The organism is Bradyrhizobium liaoningense, assembly GCF_018130785.1.
Taxonomy (GTDB): domain Bacteria; phylum Pseudomonadota; class Alphaproteobacteria; order Rhizobiales; family Xanthobacteraceae; genus Bradyrhizobium; species Bradyrhizobium liaoningense_A.
This window is the reverse complement of the sequence record NZ_JAFCJT010000039.1, coordinates 1-19,598: the sequence shown is the minus strand read 5'-3', so window position 1 is coordinate 19,598 and position 19,598 is coordinate 1. Positions and strand designations below refer to the sequence as shown.

Sequence of the window (19,598 nt, the reverse complement as noted above, 5' to 3'; positions counted from 1 at the left end):
TCGTTATATCGCGGCTTCGTCCACCGCCGCGCGATAGGCATGCCAGCTGCCGTGCCCGAGCACGGGAAACACGATGATCAGGCCCAGCATTCCAGTGGCGAGAGAGACCAAGAACAGTGCAAGCACGATGACTCCCCAGGTCAGCATCACGGGCAGGTTGTTCCAGACCAGCGCCATGCTCGAGCCCATGGCAGTGAAGGCGTCAACGCGCCTGTCGAGCATCATGGGAATCGAGAACGCGCTGATCGCAAACGAGAACGCCGCGAACAATCCGCCGACGGCCCCGCCGACAATGAGCGTCGCCCAGCCAACCGGCGTGGCGAATAGCATCGGTGCGATGTGTTCGAGACCGGGAAACGGCACCAGGCCAAAGAACAGGGCGTAGATAATCACCGCCGCGCGTATCCATGTGATCATCAAAAGGCATAGGAGTACGCCCGCGAACAGAATCTGGCCGCCGCATTGCGGCTTGACGAAAATCATGGTCGAGAGGCTGACGGGCAAGCCTGCGGCAAGGCGGCGGCTTTTTTCATACAGGCCGATTGCGAGGATCGGGCCTACCACCATAAAACCCGCGAATGCGGGAAACAGGATGTAGTCCCAGCCTAGGCGAAACAAACCACCGACGATGGCGACGGATGCGAGAAAGATCATCAGGCCGTAGCAGAGGCTCGTCATCGGCTGCACGGTCAGGTCATACCAGCCGTTCGCAAGCCATATGAAAGCATCGGCGGGAGCAAGCAAGCGATGCCAACGGTTTTTCGTGGGAAGTGGAGGCATGACGGTCGGGATCATGGTCATGTCGATCGGTCTATCCGTGCTTTGGCTGTTGTGGTCGGTTTGGATGAACACGACGAGGTCGCCGCGCTGAAGCTATTGGTGCCGTTGCCTTCGCCGTGCTGGAGATGAGCGACGCAGTCCGGCTGAGAGGAGACAGCCACGTAAAGCAGATGCGCATTGGCGGCGACCAGCACAATCAGACCGAGACAGATCGACAGCCAGACGATGGATTTCGCCTTCCATCTGTCAGGCGATGCCGCCATCCCATTCATTGGTTGGGCATCCTCTGATCGACCAAGTATAGCGCGAGGATCTTGCGATCGATCGGCGTCAGGCGGCCTTCCCATGACGGCATGTGGCCCTGCCGTCCGTTCCATAGTGTGTTCGCGATCGTCTGCTGGTCGCCCCCATAGATCCAGAACTTGTCGGTCAGGTTGGGTGCGCCCACGTCGCTGTTGCCTTTGGCGTCCTCACCATGACATGCGGTGCAATTGGCAACGAAGATCTCCTTGCCGGCGTCCACATCGTCGGGCCTTGCCGTCTTCGCGGCGGATGGATCGGAGAGCGAGCGCACAAAGGCCACCACCTTGTCGACATCGGCCTGCTGAAGGATATGGTCATGACCAAAGGCAGGCATCTGCGAAGTGCGGCTGTCGAGATGCGACGAGTTGATGCCAACGCGGATGGTTTCGGCAATGGCTTCGGGAGCGCCACCCCACAGCCATGAGGTCGTAGTCAGGTTTGGGAAGCCGTGGCCGCCCTTTGCGTTGCGCCCGTGGCACACGGCGCAATTGTCACCGAACAGGGTACGGCCGGTCTGGCGCACGATCTGCATCAGCGCCTTGTCAGCCTGAATATCCTGATAGCTTTTGGCCTCAATCTGCTGGGTCCATGCGCTGCGGCCTAGCGCCGCCCGCTTCAGCGAGTCCTGCACGATGTTGCGCTGGTCAAGGCCGAGCAGGCCTTTTGTGTAGCTGACGCCGAGTGGCCATGCGGGCATCAGCACCCAGCAGCCGACGGAAAAGAGAAAAGCGATCAGCAGGAAAAAGTACACCGCGCGCGGAACGGGCGTGTTCAATTCCTTGATGCCGTTCCACTCGTGTCCGGTGGTCAGATAACCGGTGTAGTTGTCGCGTTCTTCTACCGCCATGGCCCATCCTCATTGCGCAGGACCGACTTCGCAGCGCGATCGAACGCCTTTCTGTTCGACGGCCAATAGGCATAGACAACTGTGATGATTGAGAGTGCGATCAGATAGAACAATCCGAACGACTTCGAGAGCCGCACCAGTGTAGCGTGTTCGAGATCCATGATCACCTCACAGCGTTCGTGACGGATTTATGCGCCGCGTCGGTCAGGTGGCCTAGCACCTGGAGATAGGCGACCAACGCGTCCATCTCGGTGAGCTCGCCAGGCTTGCCGTCGAACGCGCGGACGTTCGTGGCCTTGCCATAGCGTTGCGTGACGCCATCAACATAGGGGGATTCCGGAGCGGCTTGGCCGTAAGCGTCTCTGCTCGCATTCGCAATCATCTCGTCGGTGTAGGGCACGCCGACGGTGCGCTGGGCCTTCAGGTGCGCGCCGAGATCATCGGTGCGCAACGTCGTTTTCAGCAACCACGAATAAGCGGGCATGACGGAAACTGAAAGAACGTCGCGCGGGTTGTTAAGGTGGGCGACGTGCCATTCGTCGGAATACTTGTCGCCGATGCGCGCGAGGTCCGGTCCCGTACGCTTCGAACCCCACAACATCGGATGGTCGTATTTCGATTCGACGGCGAGCGAGTAGGGCCCGTAGCGTTCGATTTCATCGCGCAAGGTGCGGATCATCTGCGAGTGACAGGCGTAGCAGCCTTCGCGGATGTAGATGTTGCGGCCCGCCAGTTCGAGCGGGGTGTAGACACGCATGTCGGGCGCGTCTTCCACCGTCTGGTGGATGGTGAAGAGCGGCGCGATTTCCACGAGACCGCCGATGCTCGCCACAAGAATGATGCCGAGCGTGAGTCCGATGGCTTTGCGTTCGAGCCGATAGTGCAGTCCGAACATGCGGCTTACTCTCCCGATTCAAGGACGGTCGTGCCGCCGAGCATCGGCGATGGCATGTCGGTCGCCGAATCACGCACGTCGCGGATACCGGTTCTGATCGTCATCCAGATGTTGTAGGCGCCAATAATCGCGCCGATCAGGAAGAGCAGGCCCCCGATGGCGCGCGCGATGTAGTAGGGATGCATCGCAATCAGCGAGTCGACGAAGGTATACGCGAGCGTGCCGCTCTCATTGTAGGTCCGCCACATCAGCCCCTGGATGATGCCGGAATTCCACATGGCGAAGACATAAACGACAGCGCCAGCCAGCGCGAGCCAGAAATGCACCTCGACGAGTCGCGGGGAATACATGCGCTCGGTCTTCCAGAGCCACGGCACGATAGCGTAGATCGATCCGAACGTGATCATCGCTACCCATCCGAGCGCGCCGGCATGGACGTGGCCAACGGTCCAGTCGGTGTAGTGGGAGAGCGAGTTCACCGGGCGGATCGCAAGGAATGATCCTTCAAAGGTGGTGATGCCGTAGAACACCGCGGCCACCATCATGAAGCGCAGCGTCGCATCGTCTCGCACCTTGTCCCATGCGCCGTTTAGCGTCAGCAGCGCATTACCAGCTGACGCCCACGAGGGGATCAGCAGCATCAGCGAGAACGTCATGCCCAGCGTCTGCACCCATTGCGGCAACGCCGTGTAGTGCAGGTGGTGTGAGCCCGCCCACATGTAGAAGAAGGTGATGCCCCAGAAGCTGATGATTGACATCCGGTAGGAATAGATCGGCCGTCCGGCCCGTACCGGCAAGAAGTAGTACATCATGCCGAGGAAGCCGGCGGTGAGGAAGAAGGCGACGGCGTTGTGACCGTACCACCATTCGGTCATCGCGTCCTGCACGCCGGAGAACAGCGAGTAGCTCTTGGCGCTGCCGAACGAGACGGGGACGGCGAGGTTATTGACGATGTGCAGGATCGCGATAACCAAGATGAAGGCCATGTAGTACCAGTTGGCCACATAGATGTGTGGTTCCTTGCGTCGCGCGAGCGTGCGCAGATAGATGGTAAAGTATACGACCCAGACCACCAACAGCCAGATATCTGCGTACCATTCCGGCTCCGCGTATTCCTTGGACTGGGTGATACCCATCATGTAGCCGGTAACGGCGAGCACGCAGAACAGATTGTAGCCGAGCAGCACGAACCACGGGCTGAGCTGATCGGCTAGGCGCGCGCGCGAGGTCCGCTGCAATACGTAGTAGGATGTAGCGATCAGTGCGTTGCCGCCGAAGCCGAAGAGTACGCTGGTGGTGTGAACAGGACGCAGCCGCCCGAAGCTGGCCCAGCCGGCATCAAGAGTGAAGTCGGGCTTCACCAGGAGCCACGCCACCCAATCGCCGATCAAGAGGCCGAACACAGCCCAGATCATTGTGAGGATGATGCCGAATTTCGTCGGATCGTCATAATAGCGGTTGAGGCGTTCATCGCCGGGTTCGGGATCGTAGTAAACCGAAATGACTTTGAAGATTCCGACAAGTGCCGCGACTCCGATAAGCGCGCCGTGAACGCCGAGTGGATCGTGGTTGCCTGCTATGCCAAACATCAATCCGCATAATGCGAGCCCGAGCAGGATCAATAGCGCGTACTGACGTTCAGTCTTGGTCAGTTGGCCGATCATTGTCTTGCTGCCCTCCAAAACGGGAATTGCGTTTCAGTCCGCGTGGAAAAATCAAAAGTCAGGAAGTGTTACAGGACGGAAATCCGGTTCGACATCCAATGGCAGGAGCCATGACTAGTTTGCTAACTGGCTTTCAACGTTACTCGGTAAGATCTGCGACAAAGCTAATCAGTTGTCGCAGTACACGACGAACTTTTCCAATGACTGGCATGCATAGTTTCCATCGCAGCAGGTGCATTGGGGAGCGAGCCGGGATCGAGTTGATAGGTTGGCATCTCAAAAGCCAAGCCGTTCAAATGACCAACAAGCCTATCCGCTATTTCTTAGAGTTGCTGGCGGAGTCGTCTCGCTCACGTCTCGTTCGACGTGCCGCTACTTCAACGTAGCAAGATAAGCAACGAGGTCCGTCCGATCCGTCGCATCCTTCAGCCCTGCATAGGGCATACTGTTTCCTGGGACGACCTTCTGCGGTGATTCCAGATACGCGTCGAGAGTCTTCGCGTCCCAGACGATTGCGGAATTCTTCATGGCGTTGCTATAGCGGAAGCCCGGAACCGTACCCGCTTTCCTACCGACAACCTCTTCCAGACCCGGCCCGACACGATTGGCGTGGTCAGTTGCATGGCATGTCGCACAAGCCTTGAAGACGGCCTTGCCGTGCTGGGCGTCCTGAGCATGGCCCGGGCCAGCGACTGTGCACGCAAGCATGAGCACTGCGATAATCGCGCCGACAGTTTCCGTGTCCTTCATTGTTGAACTCCTTCTTTAAGATGTGGATCAATGCTGGCGCCGCCGCGCAAGGTAATCGTTGAGGTCGTGGTCGAGTGTAAGCGCGAGTATCCTGTGCGGAGCTCAGTGCGCCTGACGCCCGGTCGCGGTCGGGCCCGCCGGAGTCGCTCCATTGACCTAAGCGACTGTCGCCACGGTGCTAGCGACCAGCGAGACGGCGACAGCCAGGCCGACGGTCTTCGGTGATTTCATCGGGGGCTCCTTTGCTGCCCGTACTCGGCAAGTTGGCTCGGCGGAATGGCTTCAAGCAATCTTGAGCAGCACGTCCTCGGCCGACCCAATGCATGTTAGTATCGGGCATAGTCGACGAAACTGGAAATTCCCTTTGGACATGCATTCGATAGTCCTGAGATATTGTCGCCTAAGAACGTTGTGCCGCCGGCGAGCGAGCCTTTGCGACTTGGCGCCAGATCTCCACGACCGCCGCTATCGCTTGATCTCGAACCTCTGGGAATCAATTTCTTTCGGCTCAGAGGTCAATCAAATTTACGAGGCCGGACCGCGAGTTCGGAGTCGACTGTCCTGCGATGCCCTGCGTCATGGCTATACTCGCAATTCTGATCGCGGCGGGGCGTTCGCCGGCGCTTCTGCCTCACGACCGCGCTAGCGGCACTAGCGGTATTGCCGCGGAAGCCGCTGGTGAAGCTCTCATCTCGATAACCGCCCCTAATGCTGCGCGGCCGGCAGGATAACCAAGGGGAGGGACGTCTTCTCGGCCGCCAAGAGTGCCGTTTCGCAAGTCCTCGCAGCGAGACGCGGCGTACCCCGGGGCAGCGTCCCAGGCACCCTCAGAAATTCCTATAACGATCGGCTATCGACTTCATGGCGAGAGGTGATTTTCCTTTCGACCGTCAAAGACGCAATCTTCATCGTCGCTCGTCCTCGTGTACGGGCCGGATTCGGCATTCCGTGAACGATCGCAGTCCAGGAGGTCCGACATGCAAATCGAAGAGGCAATCGTCGTTTCATTTCCGGGCTTTGTCGAAAGCCCACCGCTGGAGGATGTCGTCGTGCTCGCGGACGGCGCCGGCGTCACGCTTGGAGTGCAACGTGCGTTGAGCGCAACGGTACAGGGCGTCCGCGATGGCGGTAGCAGCCTCATTGCGTCCAAGTGCGTGGAGATCTCGCTCGTCGGGTCCAGCGGCGAGGTCTCGGGGGTTGTGCGTCACACCTGCGTGCGGTCCGACAGGCGTCACGCGGTCGCCCCTCGCAGACGGGAAAGAGTGAGCGCAATAGCGGACGTTGCACCGTTCGTCGTCTGTGATATCAACAACAATCTCGCCGTGATCGGTAGCGGCCGGCGGCTGCTCGAGTGCCAGGATGATGCCGCCTACGGAAAGGCCATCGTCGGCAAAATGCAGGAGGCGATCACGCGAGCCGCGTTACTCGCCCGGCAGGTCCTCGACGCTGCGCGGCCGGGCTCCAAGTCGATCGACGGACTTATCGAAGGCAGCCGCCTCGCAGCGACGGAGGGCTCGCTTGACCGGGTTTTGCGTCCGGACATCACGGTCCACGCCGAGATCGCCCCTGACTTATGGTCTTTCAATGCCGACCCGGAGGAGTTGTACTTCGCTTTGTTGGGCCTCTGCCGCAATTCGGCTGATGCTATGCCGGACGGTGGCGCGATCACCATCGCGGCGCGGAACGTCGAGTCTCTCGCTGGCGCCGCCCGGGAGTTCATCGAGATCATCGTCGCCGACGATGGAGAGGGCCTGCTCGAGGAGGTCCTCTCGCGGGCATTCACTCCGTACTTTACGACAAAGGCTCCGGGCAGCGGAACCGGTCTCGGGCTCTCGCAGGTCGAGCGGTTCGCCGAAGGACGAGGCGGCGCGGTCTTTATAGAGAGCGAGCGGGGTGCCGGCACGCTCGTGCGCCTCTTGCTCCCGCGCGCGCACGCAGTTGAGGTCCCCAGCAGTATCGAGGGTACGGAGATCGCGTACCCAGCGGCTTCCAACGGCAGCGAATTCCACGTTGTAAACCCAGTGGCAGCTACGCCGACGTCTTAGCCAGCGCGAACACCTGGAGACCGGTTCAGCGATGGAACTCATGATCCCGCCCGGCCGCCTCGACCGTCCGGTCGACCAAGAGACGGACCACGTGCTCGGGCCCGCCGATGCCGAGATCTCGCTCGTCGAGTACGGCAGCTACGCCTGCTCGCACTGCAGAGCTGCCAACGGGCGCATTGCGCAAGCACGCGACCAACTTGGCGATCGCGTCTGCTATGCCTTCCGCCACCGGCCTCTCACGGACAACAGCATATCCTTTCGGGCCGCCGAGCTCGCTGAGCTTGCTCGGACGCCCGAGGCGTTCTGGTCCGCGCACATCAAGCTGATGACGAGGTCGATGCAGCTCACAGAGGACGACCTCGTCGCGGTGGCCGCCGACCTCGGCGTGAACGCCGACTTCGAGCACGACGACAGCGACGCCATGCGGCGTGCGAGGGCGAGAGTGGAGGCGGACATCGCAAGCTCACGCGCAAGCGGCGTGAGACTCACGCCAACCTTCTACATCAACCGGCGGCGCTACGACGGGCCCTGGGATGAGAGCTCTCTCGTCGATGCGATGCTGGGCACGCTCGGCCACCGTGTTCGTACGGCAGCCCTGGACTTCGCTAGCTGGGGTCCGTCCGCCGGCATTTTACTCGTCCTCGCGACCGTGGCGGCGATCGTCTTGACGAACTCGCCGATCGGGCCGGCGTTCGAGGCGCTTTGGCGCCAGGAGTTCGGCGTGAGCTTGGGCAACGCAGCCTTTCGGATGCTAATCGTTCATTGGGTCAACGATGGCCTCCTGACGGTGTTCTTCCTCGTCGTCGGCCTGGAAGTGAAGCGCGAGATGACAGTTGGCCACCTCGCGAGCCGCCGCTCCGCCGCGCTTCCGATCGCGGCCGCGCTCGGCGGCATGGTCGTGCCGGCGCTTCTGTATGCGCTGGTCATCCCTATAGGGACGTGGTCGTACGGATGGGGCGTCCCGATGGCAACGGACACTGCGTTCGCTATTGCCTTGATCGCTGTGATGGGGGACCGCGTCCCCGTCGAGCTGCGTATCTTCCTCACCGCGGCGGCCATCGTTGACGACATCGGTGCGATCATCGTCGTCGCTGTATTCTACTCTGGCGAGATCCACCCGGCCTACCTTGCCGCGGCCGCGGCGGTCGGGATTGCGCTGGCGCTGCTGAGCCGATCGAAGGTCTACCTTCTCTCGCCTTACATCCTGCTGGGCGTTGGGCTGTGGGCTTTCGTCTACGCGGGCGGCCTTCATCCTACGCTGGCCGGCCTGGTTCTCGCGCTGTTCATTCCGACGCGACCGCCCGCCAACCTGGCTGCCCTGATGACGCAGGCCAGCACGATCATCGCCTCTGAGGCCCGGCACGACGGTGAAGTTCTCAGGCACGGCCCCTCCACCCCGGCGCTGCGCGCGCTCGACTCAATCTATGACAGACTTGAATCGCCCGCCGACCGTCTGCTGCGACACGCCGGCGCACGGTCGAGCTACGCTGTTCTCCCGATCTTCGCACTGGCGAATGCGGGCGTGGCAATCAATCTGAGCGTCTTTGTTGGGCATGGCTCGCTCATGGCTGCGATCGCCGCCGGCCTTGCCATAGGAAAGCCGCTCGGCGTCTTCCTCGCAGCCGCCGCGGCCGTGCGCACAGGCATAGCTGTCAAGCCGGCGGAGTATACGTGGCGGCAGTTGGCCGGGGCAGGAGCCCTCGCTGGCATCGGTTTCACGATGTCGCTTTTCATCGCCGGGCAGGCGTTTCCAAGCGCCACCGACTTCTCAGCCGCCAAGATTGCCGTGTTCGCCGCGTCGATTCTTTCCGCCGTCGTTGGGACTGCCCTGCTCTGGGGAGCTTCGCGCGAGGAGCTGATCGAAGAGACGCCGCAGAGCGCCGGCATGCAAGTATCATAGTCCGCCGATGTTAATGCGAATCGCGAATGGGAGTTCTTTCGATGATTCTGCCTACCGGTACGACAATAGCAGTCGCTGACGGCGACACGGTCCCCCTGTTCCACAACACAGGCTTGAACCCTGGGGTGAACTTGGTCGAGATCACGGCGGCTTCGGGTGCGCGCCATCACACCGGCTCTGCCGACCCGATGGCAGGCGGCTCGTCGAGGACAACTTCGCGACAGTGACGGCCGCGTTCCTGAACAAGTTCAGCCTGGACGGGACCACGGAACACCTGGTCGTCAACTCCGACACCAGGACCCTGGGGGAGATGCGCAGGCACTTCGACAGCGACGCCCAGTCATAACCCGCGCAGATAACTCAAAGTTACCGGCGACGATTACTGCTCTCGACAGAACTGAAGACTGGACATGAGGAAAAGCGAGAACGCGGCTGCGGCGACTTCCCGTCCGGCGGCGAAGCCAAGCAAACGCGACGCTGCGGTTGCGATGAGAAGCGCGACCGAATACCTGATCGCGACACGACAGGCCGATCGCGCGCTCAAGGCAGGCAATTGCGCGCCGTCCTTTCGATTGCGGGACCAGCACGGCCCTGAGGTTGCGTCGGAAACACTGCTCAGGCACAGCCCGCTGTTCTTTACCTTCTACACTGACTCGTGGTGCCCGGCGTGCGACCGCGACTCGCAGGCATTCGAGTCCCTCCCGCCATCGGTCGAGGCGCGGGGCGCGTCTCTTGTGAGTGCCTCGCAGCAGACAGTCGCCGAGAACGCAAAAGCACGCGCGCACTTGAAGCTGGCTTCTACGGTTATCTGGGACCGAGGCGGCCGGATTGCACAGCTGTTGGTGTGCGCTGGCGCGTTCCTAAGCCACGAAGTGTGGGGATTAAGCCTCACTACTGCTCGGCAGCGCGCAATCTGCAAGGTGCGCAGATGACCTTATTTCCACTCATAATGACCTGGATGTGGTTTGAAATCTTCAAGCCAGCGCTGATTCCTTCTTTGGATTCCCGCCGTCGAGGAGACCTGCAACGCCGGGGTTTCGTGGCGAAGCGTCGCATTTGAAGGAGGTTGAAGATGACCCACGTATATTTCCACTGCTCGAACATGAAGAACGTTTTCGTCGATCGCCGCGGCGCCGTAGTGGACGATCTTGCTGAGGCGCGCGATCACGCTACCCGTGTCGTGCAATCCCTCACCAGCGAGCGCAGCCTCGAGGATTGGCGTGACTGGGTCCTGCATGTCAGCGACGACCAGGGCGATGAGCTCTTCGTTGTGCCCTTCACTTCCGTGCTCGGAAAGCCGAATTGAGGTCGCCATGCTCCTGGCGGTTCTTTGGACCAAAGCGACGCACACACGCGAAGGCTCTCTTCAGCCTCGGCGCCGCAAGGTCGATGAGCGTGCGCATCTCGATCGGCCGAAACCGGTTGGTCGCAAACGGGAGTGGGACGGCCAGCGGTGCAGGCTAGAAATCTTTAAGCGATCTCGGCCGATCCAGACAAAGGTCCGCCCTTCCAACATTCGGACCGTCACGCGTTCCTTATTCCTTCGTGATCACCTGGGTGGCCTCAACGTCGGCGTCAACAATCCCACGGGAGCGATCATGGGCGAGATTATCCGACTTGTCTCAAAGTTCGAGCGCGAGCACATCCTTATCATTCTAGAAGCGCGCGATATACGACAGCGTGCTCCCGCCTATCGATCCCATCGGCGAGCAGCGGGACAAGGGGCCGCAACTCTTGGGGACCAGTGGCGCCAATGCTCAATGTGGCGAGGCTTTCTCGTGATCAAGATTATTGCCGTGCTCTGCAGTCCATTTTATCCGACGAATTTCCACGAGCAGACCGTCACCACCTCCGGCCTCACTGATATCTCCATGCAGTCCTGCTTGGAAGGTGTGCCGCAACTTGCGGAATGGATGAAGCAACTTCCGGCGGAGCGCCTCACGAGATGGCGCGTCATGATCGGAAATCAGGATCGCGGGGGAGCATAGGTGAAAAGCGGAACACTTCACGCAGCGAACGTGCTCGATGCATTTGCGCATACAGTCGCCACGATTTGCCGAGATTTGGATTACTTCACTCGCGCTGTGCTCCTTGTCGACACTGCTAAGTGCCGGGCGCTCGGCGCTCCCTCCCTTCGCCGTGGCCTTCGCGGCCGGTCCTTTCCCCCCCCGGGGTCTGGCCGCCCCGTTCGCAGGGCCTGATAGGCGACGGTGTTGGATCGGAAGGGCATGGGGGAAATTTGGATCGGCGAAATCCCAATCGTTGACCACAACCGGAAAGGAGGTTTTGCTCTATGACCTATGATCATTTCTTCGCCGCGGCGGTTGCTCGCCTGCACGCCGAACGGCGCTACCGCGTGTTTGCCGACCTCGAGCGCATGGCCGGGCGTTTCCCCCACGCAACATGGCATTCGCCGGACGGCCCGCGCCCGGTCGTGATTTGGTGTTCGAACGACTATCTCGGCATGGGTCAGCACCCGAGGGTGGTCGGCGCCATGGTAGGAACCGCCATCCGCATGGGCGCTGGCGCGGGGGGCACTCGCAACATTTCCGGCACCAACCATCCGCTGGTTGAGTTGGAACGCGAGCTCGCCGGCCTGCACAACAAGGAAGCGGCGCTAGTCTTCACCTCGGGGTACGTCTCTAACGAAACCGGCATCGCGACCATCGCCGGCCTCCTGCCAAACTGCGTGATCCTATCGGACGCCTTTAACCACAATTCGATGATCGAGGGCGTGCGGCGCGCCGGCGTGGAAAAGAAGATCTGGCGCCACAACGACGTGGGCCACCTCGAGGAATTACTAGCGGCGGAGGCGCGGGAGCGGCCGAAGCTGATCGTGTTCGAGGCGCTCTACTCAATGGACGCCGACATCGCGCCGGTGAGCCGCATTTGCGACCTGGCGGAGCGCTACGGCGCCATGACATATATCGACGAGGTCCATTCGGCCGGCATGTACGGACCGGCCGGCGCGGGCATTGCGGCGCGTGAGGGCGCCTTGCACCGCATCGACGTGGTCGAGGGTACCCTGGCGAAGGCGTTCGGCTGCCTTGGCGGTTACATCGCGGCGAGTGCCGATGTCATCGATGCGGTGCGCTCTTGCGCCCCCGGATTCATTTTCACGACCGCATTGCCCCCAGCAGTCTGTGCGGCTGCCACAACGGCGATCAGGCACCTGAAGGCCTCGCAATGGGAGCGCGACCGCCATCAGGACCGCGCCTCGCGGGTAAAGACCGTACTGAATGCCGCGGGCCTGCCGCTGATAACAACCGACACGCACATTGTGCCGGTAATGGTGGGAGATCCAGAGAAATGCAGGGAAGCGAGCGAACTCCTGCTCGCCGAGCACGGCATCTATATCCAGCCGATCAACTATCCGACGGTCCCGCGCGGCACCGAGCGGCTGCGTATTACGCCGACGCCGTATCACGATGACGCGCTGATTGACGCGCTCGCTCAAGCATTGGTCAGTGTGTGGAAGCGCCTCGGTTTGCCGCTACAATATCGGGAGCTTGCAGCGAAGTAGGTTGCCAGCACATGGCAGCATCGCAGAGAAGCGCTCAGGCTAGCAAGCTTTTCCGACGGTTGGTGCGCCCCTCGGCGAGCAAAATTACCTTTTTGTCGCTCAAGATAGCCACCGAGTCTTCAAAGCAAGGGCGGAAAGCATCTGCCGGAAAGCGGCTCCGAGAGAGCAACCTTGCTGATGTCGACGGAGTCCATCAGCAAGTGAGCGGAGATCGCGCCTGCGAAGGGTTTAGTGTAGAAGCCGCGTTCACCGCCTTATCGAGCTGGCCGTCAGTGCGATATGAGGCGCGCGCATAGCATCTAATTAGATCCAGCTTCTGACAGGATTAGCAACCTCCGATTTATCCAAAAGGCCCACGAATTAGACCGAGGACACCGAGGCTTAACTGCTGACACTGCTCAGAAGGGCACCGCGTCGCGGGCTGGGAACAAACCAACGTATAATCAGACCATTCCGATTGTGGGATGCGATCCTCCCTCCGTACGATAACGCGATACAAGCGTGCCATGGCCTCGGTTGTCGTTCTGAGATAGCAATAGTTAAACGGCTGAGTACTGAGAGTCGCAGCGGAACCGCATCCGCGAACCGGAAGTTGCAACAAGAGGCCGGAGGCGTAACGCCCGTCGACGTTTTCCCAGCTCCCCTTCGGATCATTGCGCGAGCAGAAGGGTCCTATGTCGGATAGCAGCGACCGCGTAAGAGGAGGGTCTCTTGAATCACAGGCACTGAATAGCGCCGTTTCCCCGAGGTCGCCATGGATCAGATCTACCTCAGCATTAGTGTAATCGGTCTCACGCTGCTCGTCGGCATGTATGTGCTCGGCGTCGCGCTTGTGTAAAAAGGTCGCGATTCGGAATTGCGGCTGGCAGGTCATATCTGCCGGGTCACTAGGGCGTCATTCCTTAAGAGCGACAGGTCCCTGGATCCGCAAGGGCCGAGCTGTTCAAACATCGATCGTCGCAGCATGTAGGCTGCCATCGACCGCACGGCGCCAAAAGCCTCTGTCGTGGATACTATCGACGTGCAACGGTGGAACGGCTCCGGCGCATCTCATCGCGCCAAAAAATCGAGATCCTGAGAGTAAGGGCAAACAAAGCTTCTACCGGAAAAAAGATGAACAGGGTCATCTGTCATCTGGTCCTCCTGTGCAAGGAAATGTTGCGGCGAAGAGTCCGCGAGTATCGGCGCCGTTCAGCTGTCTTCATTGGTAGTTGGGATCTCGGCGATGGGACGACAGTTTTCCAGCGGATGCTCTGGGGCTTGGCAGCCGCAACCACCGATAGGACTGTGATGGAGGATATGTCGAAGCCGCGGCAAAGGCCGTGCCGCACGCGGTACAGGTCGCAGCTCGTTGGCATCTGATGGAGAACGCCAATCGGTCCTTCCTCGACGCCGTCCGCAAATCGAAGTGCCAGATCCGCAGCGCAAATGGCGCGATAGCAATCGATCCCAAACTGCGCACCGCGCCTGAACACCTGCGTATGAAGGGCACCTTCTGCCTGCGGCGTCATCATTACTGACGCGATCCGCGTGCGTTTTTTGCTGGCCTCCGCAAGTAGCTCCGGCCGGTTGTTTAGGGATTAAGCTTTGGTTCCGGGGCACCAGCCCGCATGTATCAAGGCCAAGCCCTGCGGGCGCTGCGCGGCCTTGACCCATCCGGCTTGGCGGATGAGGGTTTACCATGCGCTTAAGCCGAGATACGACTTGACGCGCTCGACACGAATTGCGGATGAGTGCTCGCGCGCTGGGCGGCAAACGCGGCCGATAGCTTTGCGTTTCGGGCGGTTGGGCAGGTTTCGCGCCTTGCAACTGTCTCGCTGAAACCGATGCGGCGTTCTGGCGGTCTGCCGGTTATATTGGCTTCCCAAGAACATAAAGTCGTCATGCCAGGAAGCGAATTCAGATTGGCCTTTGCTCCTCCACGGTACGAGGCACAGCCTTCAATATCTCCTCCGCACCTTGCTGAAGAAGTTTATGCCCGAGACTTCTGCCTATTGCGTCCGCTTGATCGGCCCGACCCACGCTTTCATTGGCAATCTTCGTTTGGCCATCCGGATGAGTCACCTGTCCTCGAAGCATTAATGTCCCGGCAAGCCATGTGGCAGAGACCCCGATGGGTAGGCTGCAACCCGCATCGAGGCTTCTCATCAATGCGCGCTCTGCATCCACTTCGGTGCGCGATTGCCGGTCTTCAATCTTTTGAAGCAGCGCTATAAGTGCCGTATCCCCCTCGCGAGCTTCGGCCGCGAGGGCGCCTTGGCCGACTGCATACGGGAAAATATGCGCGTCTACAATCTGTGAGGCCTCATGTAGCAATCCTAGCCGGGACAACCCGGCCGCTGCCAATAGAGTCGCATCTATTCCCTCTCGGTTCTTTGCCTTACGCAGCCTTGGAGAAACGTTCCCACGGATGGGTCGAATATCCAGACCACTGCATAGAGCGAGAAGTTGAGCTTTGCGACGAATTGATCCGGTGCCGACGCGCAGCCCCGGTCGTAGCTGGTCTAGTGTGACGCCACAAATCGCGTCGCGAGGATCCTCTCTTTTGGGAACGGCCGCCAATACCAAGCCGGGCTGCAATTTTGTCGGAAGATCTTTGAGGGAATGAACGACCAGGTCAACTTCGTTGCGTAGAAGCGAGTCTTCGCTCTCCTTCGTGAATGCTCCGATGCCGCCAATCTGCTGAAACTCCGACCGTCGATCCTTGTCGCCAACGGAACTAACGAAGACCATTCGTACCTCAGCGGCCGGCTCGACGCTACGAATAAGATCGGCGACGTGATTGGCTTGCCAGCGGGCCAAATCACTTCGCCTGCTACCCAGCCGAATTTCCACGATCAAACCTCTTGCTTCTTGAGTAGTTCGCCTACTTCTATTGCTGCGTAAGTGGCTATAAAATCGGCGCCTGCTCGTTTCGCCGCACGGCAGAACTCTGGTGTGGTGGTCTGGTGATGGCATAACCGAGAGCGAGAGGACAGACAGGAAATTCCGCATGACGAACATGTCGGAACCTTGGCCCGGCTATCGGACCGGGTTAGCCGAGTCGCAAGGGCGTATATACACCGGCTGCGGCTGTTGCCGCTCGGGCGGTGGCACGGCTTCAGAATCAAGTCGTAGCCAGGTCTGATGCTTGGCGCGCCATCTGGGGCCGGGACCACGCATGTAGTGCAGCCCGGGTCGGTAACAGTCGCGCACGTCCATGATGAGATTGTGAAAGCCTGCGGCGAAGTCGGAGGCTGGCTTAGCCGTCTTGCGAGCAAGACCTGACAACACGGTCGCATCTATGAATCTCATCGGTGAACTCTTGCTCTTGTCTCGTGTCCGACACATCGGCGCGGTTAGACCCAAGTGTAGTCACAGAGAAATGGTCCTAACCATTGCACAGAGGGGTGATCCCTATGGTACTTCGGTTGAGAAGAGCACACCTAGGTTTAGGATAAGCGCACCCTAAGCCTTGCTACTGATAGGAACGTCGTACCTCGACCGAGCGACATCGATCAATCAGTAAGTGGCGCGTCGCAACTTCCAAAGACACGCGCGCGGGCTCGCGGACGCTATCGATATCCCGTTGATGAAGCTGGCTGTGTTTTATCGCTAGGGCGATCGGCTCCGGGGACAGGCGCGCTATCAAGCGCGAGTTACCTCGCATAACGTGAAGCGTCATAAACCTTGGTCTCGGTCCCGCAGTCCCTTTGGATGCCTGACTCGTCCCTACGTTCAATTGAGTCGCGGATTGCGATGCTCTTATGTGTAGCCCATGCGGTAGCGCCCCCCGCCAAACCCCCAGGCCTCCACCGCTATCGCTGCCCTCCTTGGGCGTCTTCCTCCCTAGACTTGGGTCCGCTTGTGGAGACACGGGCGGGCCCCTTTCTTTCGGTGAAGGTTCGTGTGCCGGTATGCGGCACATCTCAGACTGGAGAGAGCAGTCGTTCCCGATACAAGAGATCTACGTCAGCGCCGCCGTGGTCGGCGCGATGCGAAAAGCAGCTCTCACTATTCTCCGTGCGTTTCTGATTACCGGATCAGCGGTCCAAATGGCCGCTGCGTCGGAGCATCGTGTGCGCACCGGTCGAGGCCATCACCAGTCGGGTCGCGCTTATAACGATGCAACCCCACCCGAGCTCGATGCGTACGGGCGTTGCCAGCTAGTTAGTCAGGCACAACGCGCGGCCGCGCCGGTGGGATTGTTCGAAAATAACTCAGACAACATGAGGTCGCCATTCAGCAGTAGCGGCGGTCGGTGACGGTTTTTTTCAGAAGCTACCGCCCTGTCTTGTGAGGATCGAGACTTGCGCGTCATCGCACTATTCGTCCCGTGAGCTGGAGACATTGGGGCACTGGCGCGGTTGATGCCTCCGGCCTATGTGAAGCCCTACGTCAAGCGGCAGAAGAACGACACAACGTATGCGGAAGCGATTTGCGAGGCGGTCAGGAGACCCACCATGCGGTTCGTGCCGACCAAGACGATCGAGCAATGGAGCCGTCTGATACTTCATCGAGCGTGGGGATCAGCGCGATCCTGCGCCTAGCCGTGTTCTTCACACTCGCGGATAGCGCCGGTCTCCTGAGGGGCACTTTGCGCCCATCCTTCCAGCGCGAGGATCGTTGGCCGTTGTTGCTTCGTCATCAGCATTCGAAAGGTTCCTGCCGGGACGAATTCTTGCTCCGGCTTGTAGTTCCGAGCGCTTAGCACAGAGGGGAGATTCGCAATCGGTCCTGGCCAATCTCACGCGGGTCATGAACATCGGCGGGGCCAAGCCACTGATGGCTACGATCGTTGGCTGAGACTGAGCCGGTGCTGGCTTCTCACCGACTTCCGCGAAGGCGTTTTTACACAACCAAGATCCATTGCGGAAGTGGTCGGCTTTAACGGGGAGCGCCCTAAACCTTCGTATCGTTCCGTCACCCCCACTAGATGCCGGACGATTACCTACGTTCAATTGAGCTGCTGATCGTAATCGTCTTAGGCTGCATGCGTTGGAAAGGCGCACAGGCTCATCAAGTGCGACAGTGAAAAAGGGTGATCGACAACAGCTTCGATAAAGCCAAGAGGAGACTACAATGCTTAACTGCTCCGAAAGCATTAAATCTGGCCGTGCCGCGCGATGCGCAGTTTGTCAAGGCAAGTTTGGTCTCGTCCGGCACTACTCGTGGCGAACACCTCTTTGTTCCAAGAAGTGCGTCGATCGCTTCAGAGCTCGCAGGGAAAGTGACCGCAATTGGGCGGGCTGGCTCCAGGTCATCTTCAAACAGCTGCCAGAGCACCGCGCGAGGTCTTTGTGATGGTCCATATCTCACAACGAGGCAAGGCATATTTAGAGACAGCGCGGACGTTGCTCCGCGCAGCCCAAACCATGACCGACTCAGCGATTGCGGGTCAGCTGAAGGCCCTTGCCGACGACTACGAGCGGCGAGCTGAGAAAGCTTCGCATGCTGATGCGGCCAAAGCATTCGCTTCATCGGTTGCTAGCGCCGAACGCGAATGGTGTGCATGACCGGGTGGGGAGCTTCAAACATGTTCCTCGAATTCAGTACTATTGAAGCGCTGAACCTGCGCTCCGGCTCCAAGGAGCTGGAGGCATTCAACCTCGAGCGTGTGCGCGGCTACCTCAAGTGGAATCTCGGCTGCAGGAAGAAGGAAGTGATTCACGTGCTAGGCCTGCATCCGCGCACGGTGGCCAAGGCCATCAAGATCATCCGTGCAAATGCTCATCGCAGCGATGGGGCTCTCCAGCCGTGATCAAGATCATCGCCGTACTCTGTAGTCTCTCCTCTCCGGCAAATTGCCACGAGCAGACCGTCACCACCTCGGACCTCGCCGACGTCTCGATGCAGTCCTGCCTGATGGGTGCGCCGCAGCTCGCCGAGTGGATGAACCTGCACCCGGCAGAACGCCTGGCGGGCTGGCGCTGTGTGATCGGCAAACAGGATGGCAGGGGAGCTTAGGGTGGAAAGCCGGTTCCCCGGTTGCGTTGAACCGCTTAAAGGCTGCAACTACTGACTGGGACCGTTCGATAGCCACCAAGTCTTGCCGATCGAGTAAGTCATTGTTTGCGGTGCATGAGTCCGGTAGTGACCCCTCTCGGATCTTCGCCCCGTCACCGCATTGCACCGCTCTAGGCCGTGTGCCGGACATGCAGCGAACGAGCACGAAGCTCGCCATCGCAGCGTCGCTGTGCCCCGCCGTTCTGCGTCACGGGATGTCGCCCTGGAGGCATCCGCGCCGCATCCCGGTCAAGCCCGGTAGGTCCGTCGACTTCGGGGCGCGGCCGCGCTGAGGAGAAATGGTCCCCGGTGCGCCAGCGCTAGGGCCCGGCTGACGGCCGGGAAACCAGCAAAGGCCCGGCATCGCTGCCGCGCCTTTCTATTGTTGGTCTCCGAATGTCGGACCTAAAAGTCCATACCACCCATGCCACCCATGCCGCCTCCGCCCGGAGGCATGCCGCCCGCACCGGTGTTCTTCTTTGGCAGTTCGGCCACCATGGCTTCGGTGGTGATCAGGAGCGCGGCGACGGACGCCGCGTTCTGGATCGCCACTCGAACCACCTTGGTCGGATCGATGATGCCCTTGGAGACCAGATTGCCGTATTCGCCGGTCTGCGAATCGAAGCCGTAGGCGTACTGATCCTTTTCGAGGATCTTGCCGACGATGACCGAGCCATCCTCGCCGGCGTTGATTGCGATCTGGCGGGCCGGGTAAGACAGCGCCTTGCGCACGATCTCGACGCCGGTCTTCTGGTCATCATTTTTGGTGCGAATGCCCTTGAGGTGCTCGGAAGCACGGAGCAGCGCAACGCCGCCGCCCGGCAGAATCCCTTCCTCGACAGCCGCGCGGGTCGCATGCATCGCGTCATCAACGCGATCCTTGCGCTCCTTCACCTCGACCTCGGT

At 60.2% G+C, this 19,598-nt stretch carries 17 protein-coding genes and 2 pseudogenes; 10 read left to right on the top strand and 9 right to left on the bottom strand.

Annotation, left to right across the window (positions count from 1 at the left end; genetic code table 11):
- Positions 1-3 precede the first annotated feature (3 nt).
- The 7 genes from JQ627_RS37380 to JQ627_RS37350 form a co-directional block, all read right to left on the bottom strand.
- Positions 4-801, bottom strand: coding sequence for a DUF2189 domain-containing protein (locus JQ627_RS37380; protein ID WP_212489329.1), 798 nt, complete (start codon positions 799-801; stop codon positions 4-6).
- Positions 798-1,052, bottom strand: coding sequence for a hypothetical protein (locus JQ627_RS37375; RefSeq protein WP_249143718.1), 255 nt, complete (start codon positions 1,050-1,052; stop codon positions 798-800). Before JQ627_RS37375 ends, JQ627_RS37380 begins: the two co-directional genes overlap by 4 nt.
- Positions 1,049-1,930: a cytochrome-c oxidase, cbb3-type subunit III gene (gene ccoP, locus JQ627_RS37370; protein ID WP_212489328.1), complete on the bottom strand. Its 882-nt coding sequence runs from the start codon at positions 1,928-1,930 to the stop codon at positions 1,049-1,051. The genes JQ627_RS37375 and ccoP overlap by 4 nt, the downstream gene beginning before the upstream one ends.
- Positions 1,921-2,091 (bottom strand): cbb3-type cytochrome c oxidase subunit 3, encoded by a 171-nt coding sequence (locus JQ627_RS37365; RefSeq protein ID WP_212489327.1) that lies wholly within the window; start codon positions 2,089-2,091, stop codon positions 1,921-1,923. The genes ccoP and JQ627_RS37365 overlap by 10 nt, the downstream gene beginning before the upstream one ends.
- A 2-nt stretch (positions 2,092-2,093) precedes the next feature.
- The gene (gene ccoO / locus JQ627_RS37360) at positions 2,094-2,825 is read right to left on the bottom strand and encodes a cytochrome-c oxidase, cbb3-type subunit II (protein WP_212489326.1); all 732 of its coding nucleotides are present in this window, start codon (positions 2,823-2,825) and stop codon (positions 2,094-2,096) included.
- Positions 2,826-2,830: 5 nt separating this feature from the next.
- Entirely contained in the window at positions 2,831-4,489 is a 1,659-nt protein-coding gene (gene ccoN, locus JQ627_RS37355) for a cytochrome-c oxidase, cbb3-type subunit I (RefSeq protein ID WP_212489348.1), read from the bottom strand.
- Between the two features lie 372 nt (positions 4,490-4,861).
- Complete coding sequence (locus tag JQ627_RS37350; protein ID WP_212489325.1) at positions 4,862-5,239, bottom strand: cytochrome c family protein; 378 nt, start codon at positions 5,237-5,239, stop codon at positions 4,862-4,864.
- A gap of 977 nt (positions 5,240-6,216) precedes the next feature.
- On the opposite strand from JQ627_RS37350, the gene JQ627_RS37345 reads away from it, so the two are divergent.
- The 7 genes and pseudogenes from JQ627_RS37345 to hemA all read left to right on the top strand — a co-directional run bounded on the left by JQ627_RS37345 (position 6,217) and on the right by hemA (position 12,707).
- Positions 6,217-7,284 carry a sensor histidine kinase gene (locus JQ627_RS37345; protein ID WP_212489324.1) on the top strand — a complete coding sequence of 356 codons (1,068 nt, stop codon included), beginning with the start codon at positions 6,217-6,219 and terminating at the stop codon, positions 7,282-7,284.
- Positions 7,285-7,315: 31 nt separating this feature from the next.
- Complete coding sequence (nhaA, locus tag JQ627_RS37340; RefSeq protein WP_212489323.1) at positions 7,316-9,184, top strand: Na+/H+ antiporter NhaA; 1,869 nt, start codon at positions 7,316-7,318, stop codon at positions 9,182-9,184.
- Positions 9,185-9,362: 178 nt separating this feature from the next.
- A pseudogene (locus JQ627_RS39880) lies at positions 9,363-9,530 on the top strand (host cell attachment protein); the annotation flags it as partial.
- A 64-nt stretch (positions 9,531-9,594) separates the two neighbouring features.
- The gene (locus JQ627_RS37330) at positions 9,595-10,116 is read left to right on the top strand and encodes a redoxin domain-containing protein (RefSeq protein WP_249143717.1); all 522 of its coding nucleotides are present in this window, start codon (positions 9,595-9,597) and stop codon (positions 10,114-10,116) included.
- Between the two features lie 140 nt (positions 10,117-10,256).
- Positions 10,257-10,490 carry a DUF6894 family protein gene (locus tag JQ627_RS37325; RefSeq protein WP_212489322.1) on the top strand — a complete coding sequence of 78 codons (234 nt, stop codon included), beginning with the start codon at positions 10,257-10,259 and terminating at the stop codon, positions 10,488-10,490.
- 7 nt (positions 10,491-10,497) lie between these two features.
- On the top strand, positions 10,498-11,172 hold the full coding sequence (locus tag JQ627_RS39465) for a hypothetical protein (protein ID WP_249143716.1): 675 nt from the start codon (positions 10,498-10,500) through the stop codon (positions 11,170-11,172).
- A gap of 305 nt (positions 11,173-11,477) precedes the next feature.
- Positions 11,478-12,707, top strand: coding sequence for a 5-aminolevulinate synthase (hemA, locus tag JQ627_RS37310; RefSeq protein ID WP_212489320.1), 1,230 nt, complete (start codon positions 11,478-11,480; stop codon positions 12,705-12,707).
- A 1,899-nt stretch (positions 12,708-14,606) separates the two neighbouring features.
- Here the strand turns inward: hemA and hemC are convergent.
- Positions 14,607-15,542 carry a hydroxymethylbilane synthase gene (gene hemC / locus JQ627_RS37305; RefSeq protein ID WP_212489347.1) on the bottom strand — a complete coding sequence of 312 codons (936 nt, stop codon included), beginning with the start codon at positions 15,540-15,542 and terminating at the stop codon, positions 14,607-14,609.
- Between the two features lie 1,413 nt (positions 15,543-16,955).
- On the opposite strand from hemC, the pseudogene JQ627_RS39455 reads away from it, so the two are divergent.
- From JQ627_RS39455 to JQ627_RS37295, 3 genes and pseudogenes are all read left to right on the top strand, one after another.
- Positions 16,956-17,206, top strand: a pseudogene (locus tag JQ627_RS39455) (IS110 family transposase); the annotation flags it as partial.
- Positions 17,207-18,222: 1,016 nt separating this feature from the next.
- Positions 18,223-18,447: a hypothetical protein gene (locus tag JQ627_RS37300; RefSeq protein WP_212489319.1), complete on the top strand. Its 225-nt coding sequence runs from the start codon at positions 18,223-18,225 to the stop codon at positions 18,445-18,447.
- Positions 18,444-18,653, top strand: a complete 210-nt coding sequence (locus JQ627_RS37295; protein WP_212102307.1) for a hypothetical protein — start codon at positions 18,444-18,446, stop codon at positions 18,651-18,653. Before JQ627_RS37300 ends, JQ627_RS37295 begins: the two co-directional genes overlap by 4 nt.
- Positions 18,654-19,097: 444 nt before the next feature.
- Here JQ627_RS37295 and JQ627_RS37290 read toward each other — a convergent pair.
- A partial coding sequence (locus tag JQ627_RS37290; RefSeq protein ID WP_283817169.1) for a TCP-1/cpn60 chaperonin family protein occupies positions 19,098-19,598 on the bottom strand: 501 nt, incomplete at its 5' end.